The following is a 21,967-nucleotide window of genomic DNA, read 5'->3' on the forward strand; positions in this document are numbered from 1 at the left end:
ATACAGTATATATAATATTTTTACCTATAAGTAGTTATAGAATAAGTATGCGAAATTACATTAATAAATTATTTGGAAACGGCAGTAAGCTGCTTATTCCTATCCTGTTCCTGTGGTGTTTCAGCGCCTGTACGCACAAAAACGTGCCAGATGTGAGTCATATTGCGATGGAGGTGCATATTAAACGTTTTGATCAGGACCTCTACAAACTGGATACTACGCATATACAAACTGCCTTACAACAGCTGGATGCGGCTTACCCTGCATTTTTACCTGCTTATATAGAGCATGTTATGAATTTCGGCCCTTATGCGGACAGCAGTCAGCTGATACAACTGCAAACACGCCGGCTTGTCAGCAACAGCGATTTCAGGGTATTACAGGATACTATCAACGCACAATTTCCAAAACTGGATGATCTGGAAAAAGACCTTGCCCAGAGCTTCCGTTACATAAAATACTATTTCCCGGCTTTCAAAGCACCACAGGTAGTGGCCTTCAGTTCCGTTATCAGCAATTATGGCGCAGTAACGGTTGATTCCATCCTGGGTGTTGGCCTCGATATGTACTTAGGCAAGGATTTCCCGGTATATTCTCTGTTACCCGACTATCCCGGTTATATGATCCGCAAGTTCTCCAAAGAATATATTACTACCAACTGTATCCAGGTGCTCTCCCAGCAGATGTACCCTGGTGCAGATCCAAGCGATAAACTCATCGTACAGCTGGTAAATGCCGGTAAACACCAGTACTTCCTGGAACAGGTACTGCCTGATGTACCGGACAGTATCCGTCTCGGATATACAAAAGACCAGATGGATTTTTGTAATGAAAGTGAGCAGATGATCTGGCAGTTCTTTGTACAGCAAAACCTGTTGTATAAATCCGACTGGCAAAGTAATATGCATTTTATGAATGATGGTCCGTCTACTCAGGGTATGCCGGAAGGTTCTCCTGGCAGGATAGGTTCTTTTGTGGGATGGCAGATCGTGAAACAGTATATGAAAGAGCATTCGAATGTAACTTTGCAACAGCTGATGGATAATAAAGATGCTATGCAGATCTTCTCACAATCCAAATACAGACCGAAGTAATTATTAATGAAGCCAGTTTTAAAACCTTTTCAGCGTTCCTTAGCCTTAATCATTATACCACTGGGCTTTGTCCTTTGCTTTATCTATGGATGGACATTCATTTCCACCATCTTCGGACTGAATAATTTCTACGGTAATCTCTATAACTATTATCACGTAAGTAAAATCTCATTCTCCATCTATAATCTGCTGGTTGCTATCGTAGCCGGTCTGGTAACCATAAGGCTCATTCTCGGCATATTAAAAAGCAACGCCAGGCATCTCAAAAGATCTTTATGGATCTTCCTCACCCTCTCTGTAATATTAGTGGTAGGAGAATCAATTCTGCACCTGAGCCTTGCCGGAGATATCTGATTATCTTAATTTCTTTACCTCTTCTTCAGTAAGTATAAACTTCTCATCTTCAGTAAATCTCCTCTTGATAAAAGTAACAATAGACGCTACTGCATGATCATCCAGGAAGCTGCCATGCGCTGGCATCTGTCCATTAAATTTCTTGTTATCTACTGTAATCTCTCCCTGTAAACCATTCAGGATGATCTTAATCAACCGGTCTTTATCTCCTGTTACAAATTCAGAATTAGCCAATGGCGGATACCGGTTATTATCACCCATCCCATTCCGCTGATGGCAACTGCTGCAATAAGAATTGAAGAGAATCATTCCGGCCATCTCTCCACCTTTCCCCATATTATCCTTTACTTCATCCGGTGTTTTTATATAAGACCTTGATTTACGTTCTTCCATTTTGGATAACTGGGCTTCACCAAATTTACCCGTGCCTTTATACATCACTCTCCATATCTTTCCTTTATTGGATTCTGAGATATACAAAGAGCCATCAGGACCAGTAGCCAGTCCCATAGGTCTGTACACCGCATCACTGGTATTCATCACCGTATCCACTCCTGTAAACCCATCTGCAAATACTTCCCATTTCCCTGTAGGAGCCCCGTTTTCAAACGGAACAAAACAAACGATATAACCTGCCTGTGGATAAGGAGAACGGTCCGTAGACCCATGAAACGCAATGAAAGCACCCTTTTTATACCGCTCAGGGAATTGATTACCCTGATAAAACAACAGGTCCATCGGTGCCCAATGCCCGGGAAAACCTATCAGGGGTGTATCAAATTTACTGGCCCGGCCAACGATCTTCCCATCTCCCCCATACCCGGGTTGTAAAACATTCTTCCCCTGCATCTGATCGTAATAAGCATAAGGCCAGCCAAAATCAGCATGCTCCTTTACTTTTACAAATGTCTCCGCAGGCAATACAGCCGCCTGCCAGGCAGTAAATACCCCCGGATAACGGGTATGAAAATTATCCATCCCATTCACCACACTATACAATGTATTATCCAGCGGGCTCCAGGCAAGCCCCAGCGCACTACGTATCCCAGTAGCATATTTAACCCCATCTTTCTGCGTTTGCCCTGCTTTATCAGCAGAAAACTGCCAGATACCCGCATGCCATTCCAGATCAGGAGCAGGGTCTAAACCCTTACCACCAGGCATCCCCGCCGGACCGGCAGACTTTATATCCTGTGCAGCATCCGTAGGCGCCCCAAAAGGCACATACATATGTCCGTCGTTATCAAAACAAAGTGGTTTGGCAGAATGCCAGTGCCGGAACAAGTCCTTATCCTCATCGGTAAGAATGATTTCCGTTTTGCTGTCAGGCACTAACTGCCCGGCTTTCAGCTTATTTCGCAGCACATATTTAACAGTAGAAGTATACAGGTATCCATCATGAATAGCAATGCCGGCAGGCTGTCCGCCTTCATCTTTATAATCCCCGAAATAAGCAATCACATCTGCCTTCCCGTCATTATCATTATCACGCAGGGCTACCGTGCCTCCACGCCCGTCCATAATATCATTATAGGTAAGCTTCACATAGATATCGCCATTGTCATTTACGGTCAGGTGTCTGGCCCGGCCAACGCCTTCCGCAACTACAACAGCCTCAAAATTTCCAGGGAGAATCAGTCCGCCATTATCAGGATCAGCAGCAGGTAAGGGTAATACCTTCTGATGGGTACATGACACAGCAGTTACCATCAGGCAAAAGAGGAAAAGCCTACACATGGATTCATGAATTAAAACGGGTTATTCTATCACACAAGATTACACAAAGGGGGGATAAATCAATTTAGCTTAAAAGGCACAATCATCTGAAACTCAGGGATCTTCACTTCAAACTGTTTCTTGTTCAGCTGATTTTCCATCTGGTAAGTACCATACATCTTACCAATTTCTGTACGCAGATTAGATCCTGAAACATACTGATAACTTTCAGTAGGAGCCAGTAATGGTTGTACCCCTACTACGCCTTCTCCTTCCACTTCACGGTGAGTACCGTTAGAGTCAATTATATACCAGTGGCGGCGCAGCAATTTGATGGGAAAAGTATTATTATTTTCTATGGTGATCCGATAGGCGAACATGAACTCACTACCAATCGGATTGGAATAATCCGGCTGATAAAATGTTTCCACACTGATGGTGATTCCGTCTGTTACTTTCTTTACCATAGAACACCTCGCTTTTCGTAAAAATAAGCAAAATAAATCCAGTAGTACTACTATTTATATGTTACTCCAGACTTTAACTTTTCTTTTAGATTTATACAATCTACTGATAATCATTGCATTAAATAATAGAAACGCTTCGTAGGATGCCCGGATCTCTTTCCGCTGCCCGGGCTGCTACCTCAAAACGGTTCTGATAGTATCCTACCCTTTTACACTCCCACAGATAATGCCATAAAAAAGGAACCAACCCCAGCTCCTGGTATTGCACCACATGACATACCTCATGGCGCACCCAGCTCAGGTCTTGCAGGAATTCCTTCCTGTTCACCCCATGCAGGTGAATGGTTTTGCCTATTACCATAGCAATCTGCGGACTTTTCATCCGCGCCGCTGCTATACGTGCCAGGACTGACCTCTCTTTTATATGACATGTTACGGCCTCCAAAGATTGAGAATTATACATCAAAAATAGTAATTGCGAATGATCATATGGACAGCAGTATCATAATCTGTACCGAAATAATCATTCGCAATCATAAATTCATGAGTTACTATCAAAGTGAAAACCGGCGGGAGATGTTAAATCCCCAGCGGAACTGCCCCTGTTGCCAGGTAGTGGTCGTTTCAGGAATAAACTGATTCTCCAGTATAGCAGTAGAATTGGTAAAATTGACATGGAAAACGTGACCACCTGTTTCAATCTCCAACCCCACAGCCAGGGGATTATAGAACTTCTGACCACGCGCTGCAAAATAATCCTTGCTCTCCTGGCTACGGAAAGGATAGAAATATTCTACCAGCAGCCCCAGTCTTTTGGAGAACTTAAACCGACCGCCTGCACCCAGTGCAAACAGATCATTCACATCCATATAAACCACCCTGTTACGGTGTACCAATGTAGGAGTCAGTGTTAAAGACAGGTTCCTGTTGAACTTACGCGCCAGGATCACCTGCCCTGTATAACTCATACGATCAGAGAATTTATCAAAGTAACTCGCATCAGATTTTGTAACACTGGATGTCATTGCACTGGCTACTGCATTACCAAACAAACTCACAGAAACCGGTACATGATCATCTGTCGTTTGTCTTAATAACCGGTACTTTGCCAGTCCTTCATATAGCTGTGTAAGACTGCCGGAGCCTTTGGTACGGCCTATTCCCACCATCAGGCGATCCGTAATACCATATTCAAAAGCAATGCGTACATCACTGGAATTATCCATTCCGAAGAAAGTCTTGGCGCCACCATATTCTCCTCCCAGATCACCGAAATGGTGAGCTACTCTAAAGTCCAGCTCACGCTTTTTTAACGTCTCCGGAGAATGCCCCTGGATAATACGGGTTGATTTATAAGTCGCAATAACCGGTTCATGCGTTTTCACAGAATCATTGCCGAACATCTTCGACAGATCGTCCTGCGCATAACAATCCAGACTGCAACCCAATAATAACAGGAATATATATTTCATAGTGTTTGTCAGTTATAGTTAGCTTTTACGGTTACTTCCACTGTTTCCGCGATGTTCTTCACCACCAGGGTAGGGATCTTGATTTTATGGTCCGCCAGGTGAACATTGAACTTTGTTTCCGCAGCAGGTTTTCCACCAAGTACAGTAATAGTGGCCTTCTCGCGGTATAGTTTGTCTACACCATGCATGTTTAAAGTACCTTCTACAGTTACGTTATAGGTACCATCTTTATGCAGGTCGATGTTGTCGGTGATCTTTCCTTTGAACTCTGCATTCGGGTATTTATCACTTTCCAGGTAGTTTTCATTAAAGTGTTCCTCCATCAGTGATTTCTTAAACTTGAAAGTGTTCACGGCCACCTTAAAATAAACAGCGCCTGTTTTCACATTGATAGCAGAAACGCCTTTGGAAGTAATAGCATCAATATCCTCCATCGGAGTAGCAGAGAAGAAAGAAAGTGTAGTGTTTTTGCATGAATAGATATCCTGCGCAAAACAGGATAAGGTCAGGAACAGACCAGCAAACAATGTAGTAATACGTTTCATGTGTCTGATTTTAATGGTTATTGAGGCATGCCATGAGAGATCCAGCAATTGATGGAATCGCGTGTTGACTGTGCCAGTTTAGGAGATGAGCCTGGCGGCATATCCGCTTCTGCGCTGGTAACACGCTCACGGAAAATAGCCTCGTTGGCAACGATGTAAGACTTGAGCCCATCATAAGTAGTAAAGTTGGTAGATGCCGTAGAACCGGTCCCTTTATGGCATCTGTTGGTACAGTTAGTAGCAACAACAGTAAGTACATAAGAAGAAGTAATAACAGCAGTGTCACAGGCGGTGACAGTAATTCCCGGGTCTGGAGCAGGGGCATGTTCTGCAGTACAACCGTACGCCAGCAGGCATAGCAGTGTGGGTAACAGTAAAGTTTTCATAGGTCTCGTCTTTTAGTTGGCACGGGTTACATGAACCCATAGGTTTAATAAATATGGTTATTTTGATTCTGATAAGAACGCTTAGCGTAAATTTAAAGTATATAGTAAATAAATAATATTTTGATTTTAGCAATTCTCTGTTATATACACTTGTTCAACTCCCGGAATTTGATACTTTTGTTTCTATGAACATAGATCAGCTGTACGATATTTATAAAAAACATACATCTATTCAGACAGATACCCGTCAGTTAAAAACAGGAGATCTGTTCTTTGCCCTCAAAGGACCCAACTTCAACGGCAACACTTATGCTGCTGCTGCCCTGGAAAAAGGAGCCGCTTTTGCAGTAATAGATGAAGCTGAATATTTTACACAGCCGGATAAAATGATGCTCACCACAGATGTGCTGGAAACCTTGCAGTTACTGGCATTGCGGCACAGGCAGGAACTAAAGATCCCCTTTCTGGCCATCACCGGAACCAACGGAAAAACAACTACTAAAGAACTGGTTAGCGCAGTATTATCTTCTACCTTCAGAACGACTGCTACAGCTGGTAATCTGAATAACCACATAGGTGTTCCCTTAACCATCCTGCGCATTCCGGCAGATGCGGAAATGGCAGTAATAGAAATGGGTGCCAATCATGAACATGAAATAGCTGCATACTGTAAGATAGCCTTGCCCACACACGGTATCATCACCAACATTGGTAAAGCACACCTGGAAGGTTTTGGCAGTGAAGAAGGCGTACGCAGGGCCAAAGGAGAGCTCTACGATTTCCTTCGTGACAATGGTGGAACAGTATTTTTATACAATGAATATTCCTATTTGCAGGAGATGAGCAAAGGAATAAATCAAGTGATTACCTACGGAGAAAAAACCGCTGATTACACAGGAGAACCTCTCGCAGATTCCGCACTCCTGAGCGTGAATGTAACAGGTATAGGAACGATATCCACGCAGCTGGTAGGTGCGTATAATTTCCCTAACGTAATGGCCGCAGTAGCAGTAGGAAAATATTTCAAGGTACCCGATAATAACATCCGCAAATCCATCGAAGCATATACGCCGTCCAACAACCGTTCACAGGTAATTAAACAGGATAGTAATACTATCATCATGGATGCTTACAACGCTAATCCATCCAGCATGAAAGCTGCCATAGAAAACTTTGCAGGTATCAAAGCCGCTAAAAAAGTGTTGTTATTAGGCGCTATGATGGAACTGGGAGAAGATAGTGTAAAAGAACACCAGGCACTCACAAATATGCTGCAACGTACACACTGGCATGCAGTAGTATTGGTAGGAGGTGATTTCAATAACATCACTCATCCTTACCTCTATCTTGAAAACGCAGCAGAAACAGCAGCATGGCTGAAGCAGCAACAATTCACAGATACTTATATTTTGATTAAAGGCTCCAGAAGTATGGGCATGGAGAAGGTGATATAAAAAAAGAGACCTGCAAGTTAAAGAACTCGCAGGTGTTCATAACCTATGCCAACTTTAGAGTAATTCTAAAAGATTTAAATATTATTATGGTGTACGGTATTATCGTATTAATTAGTTTGATTATTTAATTGATGAAGTTTTTTGCTTGGCTAATAATGAGTACAACTTAAATAGGTAATAGTCAGGCTTAACGCGTCTTTAACGCTTACAACTCCGAGAACATTCCCATCACAATCTTAACAACAACGTAGATTCTAAAAAGTTTAAATATTACTGAAATAGTTTTTACTTACTAACGTGATTCTTTCCTGTGTCTGCTTGTATATACGATGAGATATTCCGGACGGATTTAATTAATTAAAACTTTTTTTCAGGATATTTCCTGGCACAATTCAATCAATACACCATTGGTATTTTTGGGGTGTAAGAAACATACCAGTTTATTATCTGCACCTCGTTTAGGCACTGTTTGCAGCAATGTAAACCCTTCTGAAGACAACCGCTCCATCTCTGCCAAAATATCTGTTACCTCAAAAGCAATATGATGCATTCCCTCTCCTTTCTTTTCTAAAAAACGGGCAATCACACTATTCTCATCAGTAGCTTCCAGCAATTCTATTTTTGTATCTCCCTGACGGAAAAAAGCGGTTTGTACCTGCTCACTATCTACTGCTTCCTTTTTATAGCAGGGACTGTTCAATAATTTTTCAAACAGCGGAACAGAAACGTTTAACGATTGTACGGCAATACCTATATGTTCAACTTTAAGCATAACAGCAAGTTAGCATTTTTACCTTGCCGGAGGGAACCATCAGATCCTAAATCTCGTAGATAGTTATAGTCCCTCTCTATACGCCTATATATATGCCACCGCCGAAAACAGTTTATTAAGTGCTAAATTTGGTATAATTCTTAATCTACGCCAATATGCTAAAGTTGCCCGTTTATCTGGATAATAATGCTACAACTCCCTGCGATCCGCGGGTAGTGGAAACAATGCTTCCTTATTTCACAGAGATCTTCGGGAATGCTTCCAGCCGTAACCATTCCTACGGATGGGCTGCAGAAGCGGCAATAGACCTTGCCCGTGAACAGGTGGCTGCATTGATAGGCGCTGATCCCAAAGAGATCATCTTCACATCCGGTGCTACCGAAGGGGATAACCTGGCGCTGAAAGGCGTTTTTGAGATGTATGCGGACAAGGGCAACCATATCATCACTACAGAAATAGAACACAAAGCAATACTCGATACCTGTAAACACCTCGAAAAGCTGGGAGCGTCCGTCACTTACCTGAAAGTGAACAGTGAAGGCTTACCGGATTTAAAGGAACTGGAAGCGGCCATCACTCCCAAAACCATACTGGTGGCTATCATGTATGCCAATAATGAAATAGGGGTAATCAACCCCATCCGTGAAATCAGCGCCCTGGCTAAAAAAAATGGGGTACTGATGATGAGCGATATCACCCAGGCGGCCGGTAAAGTACCGGTAGATGTAAACCGCGATGGAATAGACCTTGCCACTTTCAGTGCCCATAAGATCTATGGTCCTAAAGGCGTCGGCGCCCTCTACGTACGCCGTAAATCACCCCGGGTAAAGGTCATTGCCCAGATGGATGGCGGTGGTCATGAAAGAGGTATGCGCTCCGGCACTTTAAACGTAACCGGTATTGTTGGTTTTGGGAAAGCCTGTGAAATAAGTCTCCGGGAAATGGAAGCAGAAGGGAAGCGTTTGTCCATTTTACGGAATAAACTGGAAGCTGCCCTGCTGCAACTGGAAGAATCTTATGTAAATGGCAGCACTGCCAGCCGCCTGCCTCATGTGAGCAACATATCCTTTAAATATGTGGAAGGAGACGCGCTGATGATGGGTTTCAACAAAAGTATCGCCCTCTCATCCGGCTCCGCCTGCACCTCTGCTTCTCCGGAACCCAGCTATGTTTTGAAAGGTTTAGGGCTGGGAGATGATCTGGCACACTCTTCGCTTCGTTTTGGACTGGGACGTTTTACTACTGAAGAAGAAATTGACTATACCATCCAAACCGTAACAGATACAGTGAACAAACTACGGGAGATCAGTCCCCTGTGGGAAATGTTTAAGGAAGGGGCGGATATGACGGAATACTACTAGACATCTTTATACTTATACTTATGGGTTATTCGGAGAAAATACTAGATTATTACAACAACCCCCGAAATGCAGGCTCATTGGATAAAACCAACGCTAACACAGGGATGGGATTGGTACATGTGCCGGAGTATATTGAAGTAATCCGGTTGCAGATTCAGGTAAATCCGGCTACCAGCGTCATCACAGATGCAAAGTTCAAAACCTTTGGAAGTGGCGCAGCTATCGCGGTATCTTCACTGGCAACAGAATGGTTGAAATGGAAGACCCTGGACGAAGCAGCGCAGATCGACGACATGTACCTTGTAGAAGAACTCGACCTTCCACCTGCAAAGATTCACTGCGCAGCACTGGTAGAAGAAGCAATCAAAGCAGCTATCAACGACTACAGAGCGAAAAACGGTCTGGAAGAACTGAAGTTTGAAGAGATTGAAACAGGTTTCGAGGCTTAATTTTAGAGGACAAAGTAATTCTTCACGTTATATTTAAAGGCGCCCCAAGGATGCCACAGGGGACTTTCACCGCCATATTATTTTACTCCATTTATCATATAACACCATTTATTGCGTTAATCAGCTGGTTTGATTTTTTTGTGATAGTGCTTCGCACCATCACAAAAAATTTAAAGGGGTTTTGCAGGGCTTCGCCCTGCACCCAAAATCAAACTGAGTTACTACTTGGTAATTGATCATTTTTAATTATATATATTTGTACTTTCAGTCATTACTATGCTCGCAATTTTCAAAAAGGAAATTCACCAGTTTTTCAGCAGCATCACAGGTTATGTGGCCATTATCCTTTTTTTGCTGGCTAATGGACTTCTACTATTTGTCTTCCCCGATACCAGCCTGCTGGACGACGGGTATGCCAACCTGGACCCTCTCTTCAAACTGGCACCGCTGATCTACTTATTACTGATCCCCGCCATCACCATGCGCAGTTTCGCCGATGAATTTAAAACCGGTACCATGGAACTGCTCAGCACCAAACCGCTCAGCTGGTGGCAGATCGTAACCGGTAAATTCCTGGCAGGTGTACTGGTTGTATTCATCTCCCTGATCCCTACTATCGTTTATTATATCGCTATCCGCCAGCTAAGCGCTAATCCCGCCAGCCTGGATAACGGAGGTATTGCCGGTTCTTACACAGGACTGTTATTACTGGGCGCCATATTCACCGCCATCGGTGTATGGTCTTCCTCCCTTACTTCTAATTCCGTAGTAGCTTTCCTCATCGCTATTTTTACCTGTTTCATATTCTATTACGGCTTTGATGCATTCAGCAAATTGCCTGCTTTCACTGGCAGCGCTGACTACTACCTGCAAATGGCCGGGATTCAGTTTCATTACGTATCCATCAGCAGGGGTGTTATCGACAGCCGTGACATCATTTATTTCGTAAGCGTAATCGGGTTAATGCTTTACCTGACAAGGTTATCCTTGCAGCGTAGAATATGGGATTAATGTGAATAAAACTATCATTGTGGCTACCAACAGAAGGAAACAATATTTACAGCGTGCTATTATTGTGATAGTTGTGCTGACAGGCATTAACATACTGGCAGCGTTCCTGCATAACCGCTGGGACCTTACCGCTGAAAAAAGATATACACTCACTCCTCATACCAAACAATTGCTCCGGAACCTGGACAGTACCGTAACAATTGAAGTATTCCTGAAAGGAGATTATCCCGCCAGCTTTAAACAACTGGCGCAGTCCACCCAGGAATTACTGGAAGAGTTCCGCGAATACGGCGGACAACATATCCAGTTCTCCTTCCAGGGTCCTGGCCAGGGCCTCGATGACTCCTCCCGTTTAGCTTTCCAGCAATCGTTGGTTGAAAGAGGTATTACCCCATTCAACATGCAGGTGCAGGAAGATGCCAGTCAGGGTTATTCCGAAAAACTCATCTTCCCCGGAGCATTACTGCACTACGGCAGTAAAACGATCGGCATCAATCTCCTGAAAAACCAGGGTGGCGCTAATCCGCTGGAAACAATGAACAGCTCTGAGGCATTGCTCGAATACCAGTTCTCCAGCGCTATCTATCATTTACAACAGAAACAACAACCTCTGGTGGGTTATATGCTGGGCAATGGGGAACTGCTGGGTGCAGAAGTATTCAGTGCCCTCACGACCATGCAAAGCAATTACGGGCTGGATACCATCACCTTACAGTACGTATCACATATCCCTAAAGATTTTAATCTCATCATATTTGCCAAACCTGTCAGCCGTTTCTCCGATGAGGACAAACTGAAAATAGACCAGTACGTGATGAATGGCGGACGCGTCATGTGGTTCGTAGATGAACTGAACGTCTCTATGGACAGTCTTCAGCATCACGAAACCTATGTAGCGCTTGACCAGGGCCTGAACCTGGAGGATATGCTGTTTAAATACGGGGTACGCATCAACCAGGACCTGCTGCAGGATATTCAATGTGATCAGATTCCACAGATAGTAGGTCATAATGGGAATCAACCACAGTTTGCGCTGGTACCTTTCCCTTATTTTCCTTTACTGGCTCCTACAGGTGCCCATCCTATCGTAAAAAATATGGATCCTGTACTCAGTCATTTCGCCAGCTCCATCGATACTGTGAAAGGCGGCGATATCTCAAAAACGATCCTGCTCACTACTTCTAACAGTACCCATGCAGTAGGTGCTCCGGTACAACTGAGCTGGAATGACCTGCGTGTAAAACCAAACGTGCGCCAGTTCACCAGACATAACCTGCCCGTAGCCGTGCTACTGGAAGGAAAGTTCACTTCCGTATTCCGCAACAGGCTGGACCTGAATGAACAACAGGCAATAGAACGGGTCACTGGTACCCCGTTTAAAAATAACGCAGACACTATCAATAAGATGATCGTGGTGAGTGATGCAGACATTATCACCAATGCCGTTTCGCAGAAGGAAGGCCCTTTACAGATGGGTATCAATATGTATAATCCCTCTGTTGTCTTTGCCAACAGGGAATTCCTGCTCAATTCACTGGAATACCTCACCAGCAACTCCGGGATCATGGAAGCCCGTAATAAACAACTGACACTAAGACTGTTAGATGCTGAAAAGGTCAAACAGGAAAAAACAAAGTGGCAGGTGATCTGTTTCCTGGTTCCTATCGGTATAATATTACTTTTTGCTGCCATATTCCAGTTTATCCGGCAACGAAAATTTGAGTAGTAACCAATAAATAATGCTCTCTATGTTTTCTAATTGTTTAAGGAGCAATAGTTAACCTATATTTGCGCTTGTCAAAAGGCCAATAGAACCCCGGTATATTTATTGTATAGCCATTGTACATTACCCAATCTTATATCGGGGAATATTAAAATAAGCAGCAAAAAATAAATCAATCAGTGTACAACGCAGAAAGTATCAGCAAAGTGCTGAAAGGTGAATTATTACAGCAGACGGGTAATCCGGAGATTGAACACATTTTGCTGGACAGCCGGAAACTGACTTTTCCGGAAACATCTGTTTTTATTCCATTGGTCAGCAACCGCCGGAATGCTCATCAGTACATGCAGGAACTGTACGAAAAAGGTGTAAGTAATTTCGTAGTGAGTGCCCCCCCGGAACCAGGCAAATTTCCTAAAGCCAACATTATACTGGTAAAGGATACCATGAATGCATTACATGCACTGGTAGCTTTTCACCGTCAGCATTTTCACATACCCGTTATCGGTATTACCGGCAGTAATGGTAAAACTGTTGTCAAAGAATGGCTGTACCAGCTGCTGGAAAAGGACTACAACATCGTTCGCAGTCCAAAAAGTTATAACTCGCAGATAGGCGTTCCTTTGTCTGTATGGCAGATGAAGCCGGAACATACGCTGGCCATTTTTGAGGCGGGTATCTCCCAGCCCGGGGAAATGGAACACCTGGAAAAGATCATCCGTCCTACTATCGGCATCTTTACCAACATCGGCGAAGCACATAGCGAAGGCTTCCTCAACATCCGTCAGAAGATCAACGAAAAGCTGGTACTGTTCTCCAAAAGCGACCTGCTTATCTATTCCAAAGATTACCTGGCCCTTAATGAATGTGTAAATGCCTTTCATAATGTAGTAGGGAAAAAAGATAATCATGAGGGAGGGTTGCAGCTATTTACCTGGTCACGCAAAACAGATGCAGACCTGCGTATCATCGCTGTAGATAAAAATAATAACCAGGCCCGTATAGATGCGCTCTATAAAACAGAGCCATTACATATCACGATCCCTTTTGTGGATGAAGGTTCTATTGAGAACGCCATTCACTGCTGGGCACTGATGATCCATCTTGGTATGGACCAGGCTGTCATCCAGCAACGCATGGACCAGTTAGGCAATATTGCCATGCGACTGGAACTGAAACAGGGCATCAATAACTGCTCTATCATCAACGACAGTTATAACTCTGACCTCGGTTCTCTCACAATAGCGCTCGACTTCTTACAGCAACAGCATCAGCACCCTACCCTTACCGTTATCCTCAGTGATATCTTACAAAGTGGTAAAAGCGATGCCTCCCTTTATGAAGAAGTGGCCAGCCTGCTGCAACAAAAGGGCATCAATAAACTGATCGGTATAGGCAAAAATATAGGTAGAGAGAAAATGAGCTTCCAGCAGGTACCCGACCTGAAAAGCCAGTTTTACCTTACCACAGAAGAGTTTATACAAAGCTTCAACTCCCAGGATTTCCAGCATGAAACCATCCTGCTGAAGGGTGCCCGTATCTTCGAATTCGAACGCATCGGCAAACTCCTGGAACAAAAAGTACATCAGACCATACTGGAAATTAATCTCAGTGCGGTTTCCCATAATATCAAACAATACCAGGCATTACTCCAGCCATCTACCAAAGTAATGGCCATGGTAAAAGCCTTTTCTTATGGCAGCGGTAGTTTCGAAATAGCCAACCTGTTACAGTTCCACGGTATTGATTACCTGGCTGTAGCTTATGCAGATGAAGGCGTTGAACTGAGAAGGACCGGCATCACCATGCCGATCATGGTCATGAATCCGGAACCAAGTTCTTTTGATGCTATCCTGCAATGGAACCTGGAACCAGAGATTTATTCTCTCCACCTGTTACAACAGTTTGAAGAAGAAGTGATTATCTCTGGGAAAACCAATTTCCCTATCCATATTAAACTGGATACAGGCATGCATCGCCTGGGCTTTGAGAAAAAAGATATTCCTGAGCTGGCATTACGTCTCACAGATAATGAATACCTGAAAGTAAAATCTGTATTCAGTCACCTGGCAGCCAGTGAAGATCCTTCCAGGGACCTCTTCACCAAACGACAGGGAGAGTTGTTCTTTGAGATGAGCCATGAACTGCAAAAAGCCCTTGGCAATGCGGTAATCCGGCACATTTCTAACAGTTCTGCCATCCAGCGCCATCCAAACTTGCAACTGGATATGGTTCGCCTGGGTATAGGGATGTACGGTATAGATGGCAGCAATGAAATGCAGCTGCGCCCGGTAAGTACACTAAAAACTACAGTCGCCCAGGTAAAACACCTGCAAACAGGCGAAACAGTAGGTTATGGTGGCAGATGGGTAGCTAAAGGTCCTTCCGTAACAGCCACCGTACGCATCGGTTATGCCGACGGATATCCCCGCCGCCTCAGTAATGGCGTAGGTAAGATGCTGGTACGCGGGCAGTTAGCCCCTGTAGCGGGTACTGTAGCCATGGACATGCTAATGCTGGACGTCACCCATATTCCGGATGTAGCGGAAGGAGATGAAGTGATTGTTTTTGGGGAAGGATTGCCGGTTCAGCAGTTGGCCGACTGGGCAGAAACCATCCCTTATGAAATATTAACAGGAATTTCTCAGCGTGTAAAGCGGGTATATTTCCAGGAATGACCAGAAATTACGATTTTGCACATTATTAGTACTTTTAACAAAATTTATTCCTTTGAAATATCGTCACGTAATCTGGATAGTAGTGCTGGTGCTGGTTATAGACCAGGCTTTGAAGTTTTGGATCAAAACCCACATGAACTTTAACCAGGAATTCAACATTTTCCCTAACTGGTTCCGCATTCATTTCATTGAAAATGACGGTATGGCTTACGGAATGAAATTTGGCGGCGACGCCGGTAAAGTAGTACTGACTCTTTTCCGCCTTGCCGCTGTAGTATTGGGCTTCCGTTATATGAAGAAGCTGGTAACCCAGGGTTATGGCACAGGACTGCTCATCTGCGGTTCCCTGATCCTGGCCGGTGCAGCCGGTAACCTGATAGACAGTATGTTCTACGGGCTGATCTTCTCTTCCACCAATTATTATGAAGTGGCTAAGTTCCTGCCTCCCGGTGGTGGTTATGGCACCTTCCTGCATGGTAATGTGGTAGATATGCTGTATTTCCCTATCTATGAAGGCTACCTGCCTAAGTGGGTCCCATTTAAAGGTGGCGATTACTTTATTTTCTTCCGTCCCATCTTTAACGTAGCTGATGCGGCTATCTCTGTAGGTGTAATTTCCATCCTGGTATTCCAGAAACGTTTCTTTGGCAAACACCATGAGAAGCTGGCTGAACAGGAACAGGTACCCGTTACTAAGTAAATATTCTCCACATATATTATTGGCTTTCAGGTAGTAACTCACCTGAAAGCCTTTTTTATTGCCTTTATTTTAACGTTTTCTTTGAAAGATAAAATTCCCTTATTACATTTGTCCACAAATTCTATAGACTAATAGAGTTCTGTAATTTACCACCACCAATAAAATGAATAATGGACACTTCTTTTACGATACGATGTTGTAGCAAATAGCTTCACCCCAGGGACAACCAATTTCACTGAACTCTTATCCAAACTACAAATCATCGCTTTATATGAACATAATTAAGCTTCCTATACGTATATCATACCTGTTTCTGCTGACCCTGCTATTGCCATTACTGGCACAGGCACAACTGAACGGTTCTTATATTATCGGGGGAAAGATCACCGGCGACAAGAACGAACAACTGGGAGGTGCATCCGTACAGATCAAAGGAACTTCCTTTGGCGCCCTTACAGATAGTACCGGTCGCTTTGAAATCACTGCCAACACTAAATTTCCGCTGAAAATAATAGTACGCCTGTTGGGTTATCAGCCCCAGGAGTTTGAAGTAAAGAACAGCAGCAGCCGTTTGCAGATCCACATGATAACGCAATCCCTGCTGGTGAATGAAGTGGTGGTATCAGCTTCCCGTCAGTCGGAGAAGCTGTTAAAGTCGCCCGTAGCCATTGAAAAGCTGGACGTTCGTGCTTTAAAAGAAACACCGGCAGCCTCTTTCTACGATGCTATCGGTAACCTCAAAGGTGTACAGATGACCACCGCCGGTCTTACCTTCAAAGTATTCAATACCCGCGGTTTCAACGTACCCAATAACTTCCGCTTTATGCAGCTGATAGACGGAGTAGACAACCAGGCGGCCACGCTGGGTGTACCTTTGGGTAATGCCATCGGCCCCACTGAACTGGATATCTTAAGTATAGAAGTAACTCCCGGTGCCTCTTCTGCCCTCTACGGTATGAACGCCATCAACGGGATGTCTAACCTTATCACCAAGAATCCCTTCCAGTACCAAGGCGTAAGTGTATACCAGAAACTGGCCTTCAACCACTTTGATGGTGGCGGAAGTTCTCCCAAACCCATTACTGAAACTGCTGTTCGCTATGCGCAGGCCATTAACAGCCACTGGGCATTTAAAGTGAATTTCTCTTATATGCAGGGAACCGACTGGTACGCTGATAGTCACCAGGACTTTAACCCTGGTACCAAAGCCAACCCGGATTTCCCAACATTAGTGGGTGCTAACAACGTAGCTAATGATGCCTGGAACAAATATGCGGATCAGAGTACTTTCCCTATCACAGATAAAAACGGGAAATCTTACAACGTATCCCGCACAGGTTACTGGGAAAAAGACCTGGTAGGTGATTACACTGTAAAGAATATGAAATTTGATGGATCTCTCCATTATAAAATAAAGCCTAAACTGGAAGCATCATATGCTTACAGAGTAGGACAAATGGACGGTTTCTTCCAGCGTGGTAACCGTATCGGTCTGAAAAACGTACTGGTACAGAATCATAAACTGGAACTGGTGGGAGAGGATTTCACCCTGCGTTCTTATGTGTCCCTGGAAAATACAGGTAACTCATACAACATGAACCCACTGGCAGATAACCTGGAAAAATCCTTCAAAACAGATAAAGTATGGCAGAAGGATTACACCACTGCCCTCAATAACGCTCTGACCAGTGGTGAAGACATCGCTGCAGCCCACCGTGCTGCACGTGCTGCAGCCGATAATGGCCGCTGGACGCCCGGTACACCGGAATTCGACAAACAGCTGGCTAAGATTAAAAGCATCAACGACTGGGATATCTACCCTACTTCCAAAGACAGCACCAACAAAAGTGGTGGCGCTGCGCTGCTGCAAATGAGTCACTTCTATCATGTGGAAGGTACCTGGAACCTACGCAAGTACATCCATTTCATGGACGTACTGACTGGTGCTGACTACCGTACCTACGAAATCATACCAGATGGTAACAACTTCGTAGACTTCACCAAGGCAATGGCAGACCGTAATACGCCCGGTGGTAAAAACATCTGGTACGGTAAAGTAGGCGGATTCGTACAAGTGGGTAAACTCTTCCTGCACGATCAGTTAAAACTGACAGGTTCCCTTCGTTATGATAAGAGCCAGCAGTTTGACGGTAAATTCAACCCACGTGTGGCTGCCGTATTCACCACTCCTAACCAGCGTCATAACTTCAGGGCTTCCTGGCAGAACGGTTTCCGTTTCCCTTCCCTGTTTGAGGCTTACTCTTTTGTTAATAACGGTGGTGTAAGACGTGTAGGTGGTCTCGCATTCATTGAACAAGGACTGGGTTATTTCAAGAACTCTTTCCTTACTTCCAGCGCTACAGCATTCACTACGGCTGTTAATAAAGCTACCAATGCAGATCCTACTCTTACCCGCGCACAGGCAGAGCAGGCAAATGCAGGCGTCCTGAAAGTAGCGAACCTCGATCCTATCGTACCTGAACAGATCCATTCATTTGAAGCAGGTTATAAGAGTGTACTGTTTGATAACAAATTATTTGTTGATGTTGACGCTTATTACAACTCTTATAAACATTTCATAGGACAGGTGGAAGTAGCTGTTCCACAAACAGGTAGTGTGAACGATAAAACCCAGGCCGTACTGGACCAGATGTATGATAAACAATACCAGAACCGCTACCGTGTATGGACAAACAGTAAGTCAACTGTTGAGAACTACGGCTTTGCACTGGGCTTAACATACAATTTCTACAAAACATTTACGATCAGCGGTAACGCCAACTATAACACACTGGCACAGGATAAAACCAAAGACGATGCATTGATTCCAGGTTTTAACACGCCAAAATGGTTTACAAATGTGAGCATCGGTAACAGGCAGGTAGTTAAGAATGTTGGTTTCAACGTAGTATGGCACTGGCAGGATAATTTCTACTGGCAGAACCTCTTCGGTAATGGCGATGTACCAGCCTACAGCACCGTAGATGCCCAGATAACTTACGGATTACCAAAGCTTCATACTTCTGTAAAAGTGGGTGGTTCCAATATCTTTAACTCATCTTACTTCCAGTACGTAGGTGGCCCTACCATCAAAGGTCTCTACTACCTGGCCATTACATATGATCTTCCTTTCAACAGATAAACAGGAAAAAGAGAGCACTTGCTCTCTTTTTTTGTTTCCATTTGGATATCCAAGTTATTCACCCTACCTTAGTCTATAATATCTATAGACTAGACTACATAATACTAATACATGTCGCATAACGAGGTAATAGAGAAGATTGAAAGACAGACGGCTACAGAAGCTCGCCAGGAGGTACTTATCAACCTGGTGAACGAAGAGAACCGTAAGAAACCTGCTTTATGGGTGCTGATAGCACTTATCGCTGTGGCGGTATTGGCAGGTGCAGGGATCCTGTATTACTACAATACTTCTGATGCTACCCATACGCGCATTTATGACTTTACAGCTTCTCTCTTTACCAGGGAAGTACTCTTTTATATCTGTGTGGGATTAGCGGCCCAGATGGTAGATGGCGCCCTGGGCATGGCTTACGGAGCTACTTCTACTTCCCTGCTGCTGGGACTCGGCATTCCTCCGGCTATTGCCAGTGCAAGTGTACACGTAGCAGAAGTATTCACTACCGGCGCTTCCGGTATCTCTCACTTCCGTTTCGGCAATGTAAACAAGAAACTCTTTTTATACCTTTTAATACCAGGTATCATCGGATCTGTAGCAGGTGCTTATCTGCTCTCTAAAAGAATTGACGGAGAGTTTATCAAACCTTACATGAGCGCTTACCTGCTGGTATTAGGTATCATCGTTCTCCGCAAAGCATTCCAGGCTAAGAAAGCTAAAAGCAAAACAAAAAGACTGGGATTCCTGGCGTTGTTTGGTGGTTTCATGGATGCTATCGGTGGTGGCGGATGGGGCCCTATTGTAACTTCTACCTTATTAAGCAAAGGACGTACCGTTCATTATACTATAGGCTCCGTAAATGCAGCTGAATTCTTTATCTCTTTTGCCAGCGCGGGTACATTTCTGTTGTTTGGCGCTATTACCGGCTGGCCGGTGATTATAGGTCTTATCATTGGCGGTGTAGTTGCTTCTCCTTTTGCAGCCTTGCTGGTAAGGAAGATTAAACGTAAACCGATGATGATCATGGTTGGAATACTGATCATCTTATTAAGTCTCAGAACAATAATAACGACACTTATACATCATTATAACTAACTAAAAAGCCCCGGAAAATTCCGGGGCTTTTTAGTTATAGCTCTTTCTAATTTGATCAAAGAGTAATTTTTTGTAATAGTGCTTCGCACTATCACAAAAAATTGAAGGAGGTTTTGCAGGGCTTCGCCCTGCACTACAAACTATTTAATCTCTCCCACCATATCAATCGGATTTACCCAGGCATCAAATTCTTCAGGTTTTACATAACCCAGTTTAACCGCCATTTCTTTCAGGGTAGTTCCTTCTTTATGTGCAGTCTGTGCAATTTCAGCAGCCTTATAATAGCCGATCTTTGTATTCAGCGCAGTTACCAGCATCAGTGAATTATCAACATGCTTCTTGATATTTGCTTCGATAGGCTCAATACCCACCGCACATTTATCATTAAAGCTTACGCAACCATCACCTATCAGACGTGCAGAGTGCAGGAAGTTGAAGATCATTACCGGCTTGAACACGTTCAGTTCAAAATGACCGGTAGCGCCCCCAATATTGATAGCGACATCATTACCCAGTACCTGTGCAACGATCATAGTCAGCGCCTCACACTGAGTAGGATTCACCTTACCCGGCATGATAGAAGACCCTGGCTCATTATCAGGAATATGGATCTCTCCGATACCAGAACGTGGGCCAGAACTCAGCATACGGATATCGTTCGCTATCTTCATCAGGCTCACTGCTACAGTTTTTAATGCCCCATGTGCTTCCACGATAGCATCGTGAGCTGCCAGTGCTTCAAACTTGTTTTCAGCAGTAATAAAAGGAAGTCCTGTTAACTCAGCGATCTTCTGCGCTACATTCTCAGAATATCCTTTTGGTGTGTTGATACCGGTACCAACCGCAGTCCCACCCAGAGCCAGTTCGCTCAGGTGCTCCAGTGTATTGTTAATTGCTTTCAGTCCATGATTCAGCTGGGAAACATACCCGCTGATTTCCTGACCTAATGTTAAAGGCGTAGCATCCATAAAATGGGTACGTCCGATCTTCACTACATGTTTGAATGCAACTGCCTTTTCAGCCAGTGTATCGCGCAGTTTGGTAATACCGGGGATGGTTACTTCCACCAGCATTTTATACGCCGCAATATGCATGGCAGTAGGGAAAGTATCATTGGATGACTGTGATTTATTCACATCGTCATTAGGGTGTATCACTTTTTCTTTATCAGAAAGCTGTCCGCCATTGATCACGTGAGCACGATAAGCTACCACTTCATTCACGTTCATGTTGGATTGTGTACCGGAACCGGTTTGCCATACTACCAGCGGGAACTGGTCGTCCAGTTTGCCGGCAAGTATTTCATCACAGGCTTTACCAATCAGGGTAGCCTTTTCTGCAGGCAGTACACCTGCATCCAGGTTCGTCAAAGCAGCGGCCTTTTTCAGGTAAGCAAATGCCTTGATAATCTCTTTAGGCATTCTGTTAATATCCTGGGCAATCTTGAAATTATCGATAGATCGTTGTGTCTGAGCACCATAGTAAGCGTCTACCGGCACTTTCACTTCGCCCATCGTGTCTTTCTCTATTCTATATTCCATATACTTGATT

At 44.0% G+C, this 21,967-nt stretch carries 19 protein-coding genes; 11 read left to right on the plus strand and 8 right to left on the minus strand.

The annotated features are described in order from the left end of the window. Positions 1-47 precede the first annotated feature (47 nt). Entirely contained in the window at positions 48-1,094 is a 1,047-nt protein-coding gene (locus BMW86_RS08410) for a gliding motility lipoprotein GldB (protein ID WP_089780816.1), read from the plus strand. Positions 1,095-1,100: 6 nt separating this feature from the next. Continuing rightward, positions 1,101-1,448 (plus strand): hypothetical protein, encoded by a 348-nt coding sequence (locus tag BMW86_RS08415; RefSeq protein ID WP_089780818.1) that lies wholly within the window; start codon positions 1,101-1,103, stop codon positions 1,446-1,448. On the opposite strand, the gene BMW86_RS08420 is transcribed toward BMW86_RS08415, so the two are convergent. From BMW86_RS08420 to BMW86_RS08445, 6 genes are all read right to left on the minus strand, one after another. Beyond that, positions 1,449-3,185: a PQQ-dependent sugar dehydrogenase gene (locus tag BMW86_RS08420; RefSeq protein WP_089780820.1), complete on the minus strand. Its 1,737-nt coding sequence runs from the start codon at positions 3,183-3,185 to the stop codon at positions 1,449-1,451. A 59-nt stretch (positions 3,186-3,244) separates the two neighbouring features. Then, a complete protein-coding gene (apaG, locus tag BMW86_RS08425; protein ID WP_089780822.1) occupies positions 3,245-3,631 on the minus strand; it encodes a Co2+/Mg2+ efflux protein ApaG in 387 nt (128 codons plus the stop codon). Positions 3,632-3,749: 118 nt separating this feature from the next. Continuing rightward, the gene (locus BMW86_RS08430; protein WP_089783603.1) at positions 3,750-4,076 is read right to left on the minus strand and encodes a DUF4157 domain-containing protein; all 327 of its coding nucleotides are present in this window, start codon (positions 4,074-4,076) and stop codon (positions 3,750-3,752) included. A gap of 109 nt (positions 4,077-4,185) precedes the next feature. After that, a complete protein-coding gene (locus tag BMW86_RS08435; protein WP_089780824.1) occupies positions 4,186-5,103 on the minus strand; it encodes a DUF5777 family beta-barrel protein in 918 nt (305 codons plus the stop codon). Positions 5,104-5,111: 8 nt separating this feature from the next. Continuing rightward, a complete protein-coding gene (locus tag BMW86_RS08440) occupies positions 5,112-5,648 on the minus strand; it encodes a YceI family protein (protein ID WP_089780826.1) in 537 nt (178 codons plus the stop codon). Between the two features lie 17 nt (positions 5,649-5,665). Then, a complete protein-coding gene (locus BMW86_RS08445) occupies positions 5,666-6,034 on the minus strand; it encodes a hypothetical protein (RefSeq protein WP_089780828.1) in 369 nt (122 codons plus the stop codon). A gap of 185 nt (positions 6,035-6,219) precedes the next feature. On the opposite strand from BMW86_RS08445, the gene BMW86_RS08450 reads away from it, so the two are divergent. Further along, positions 6,220-7,488 carry a UDP-N-acetylmuramoyl-tripeptide--D-alanyl-D-alanine ligase gene (locus tag BMW86_RS08450; protein WP_089780830.1) on the plus strand — a complete coding sequence of 423 codons (1,269 nt, stop codon included), beginning with the start codon at positions 6,220-6,222 and terminating at the stop codon, positions 7,486-7,488. Positions 7,489-7,858: 370 nt separating this feature from the next. On the opposite strand, the gene mce is transcribed toward BMW86_RS08450, so the two are convergent. Continuing rightward, positions 7,859-8,260 (minus strand): methylmalonyl-CoA epimerase, encoded by a 402-nt coding sequence (gene mce, locus BMW86_RS08455; RefSeq protein ID WP_089780832.1) that lies wholly within the window; start codon positions 8,258-8,260, stop codon positions 7,859-7,861. 155 nt (positions 8,261-8,415) lie between these two features. Here mce and BMW86_RS08460 point away from each other — a divergent pair, with 155 nt between their 5' ends. The 8 genes from BMW86_RS08460 (at position 8,416) to BMW86_RS08495 (ending at position 20,416) form a co-directional block, all read left to right on the plus strand. Next, complete coding sequence (locus BMW86_RS08460; RefSeq protein WP_089780834.1) at positions 8,416-9,621, plus strand: IscS subfamily cysteine desulfurase; 1,206 nt, start codon at positions 8,416-8,418, stop codon at positions 9,619-9,621. A gap of 20 nt (positions 9,622-9,641) precedes the next feature. Continuing rightward, positions 9,642-10,070, plus strand: a complete 429-nt coding sequence (locus BMW86_RS08465) for an iron-sulfur cluster assembly scaffold protein (protein ID WP_089780836.1) — start codon at positions 9,642-9,644, stop codon at positions 10,068-10,070. 276 nt (positions 10,071-10,346) lie between these two features. Beyond that, positions 10,347-11,081 (plus strand): gliding motility-associated ABC transporter permease subunit GldF, encoded by a 735-nt coding sequence (gene gldF, locus BMW86_RS08470; RefSeq protein ID WP_089780837.1) that lies wholly within the window; start codon positions 10,347-10,349, stop codon positions 11,079-11,081. A gap of 1 nt (position 11,082) precedes the next feature. After that, a complete protein-coding gene (gldG, locus tag BMW86_RS08475) occupies positions 11,083-12,807 on the plus strand; it encodes a gliding motility-associated ABC transporter substrate-binding protein GldG (RefSeq protein WP_177189198.1) in 1,725 nt (574 codons plus the stop codon). Positions 12,808-12,983: 176 nt separating this feature from the next. Further along, a complete protein-coding gene (locus BMW86_RS08480) occupies positions 12,984-15,482 on the plus strand; it encodes a bifunctional UDP-N-acetylmuramoyl-tripeptide:D-alanyl-D-alanine ligase/alanine racemase (protein WP_089780841.1) in 2,499 nt (832 codons plus the stop codon). A gap of 52 nt (positions 15,483-15,534) precedes the next feature. After that, the gene (locus tag BMW86_RS08485) at positions 15,535-16,182 is read left to right on the plus strand and encodes a lipoprotein signal peptidase (RefSeq protein ID WP_255372876.1); all 648 of its coding nucleotides are present in this window, start codon (positions 15,535-15,537) and stop codon (positions 16,180-16,182) included. Positions 16,183-16,453: 271 nt separating this feature from the next. Further along, the gene (locus BMW86_RS08490) at positions 16,454-19,324 is read left to right on the plus strand and encodes a TonB-dependent receptor (protein WP_089780845.1); all 2,871 of its coding nucleotides are present in this window, start codon (positions 16,454-16,456) and stop codon (positions 19,322-19,324) included. Positions 19,325-19,435: 111 nt separating this feature from the next. Beyond that, positions 19,436-20,416, plus strand: coding sequence for a sulfite exporter TauE/SafE family protein (locus tag BMW86_RS08495; protein ID WP_089780847.1), 981 nt, complete (start codon positions 19,436-19,438; stop codon positions 20,414-20,416). Positions 20,417-20,556: 140 nt separating this feature from the next. Here the strand turns inward: BMW86_RS08495 and fumC are convergent, their stop codons facing one another. Then, positions 20,557-21,957, minus strand: a complete 1,401-nt coding sequence (gene fumC, locus BMW86_RS08500; RefSeq protein WP_089780848.1) for a class II fumarate hydratase — start codon at positions 21,955-21,957, stop codon at positions 20,557-20,559. Between the last annotated feature and the right edge of the window lie 10 nt (positions 21,958-21,967).

This window comes from Chitinophaga sp. YR573, from assembly GCF_900110995.1.
Lineage (GTDB): Bacteria > Bacteroidota > Bacteroidia > Chitinophagales > Chitinophagaceae > Chitinophaga.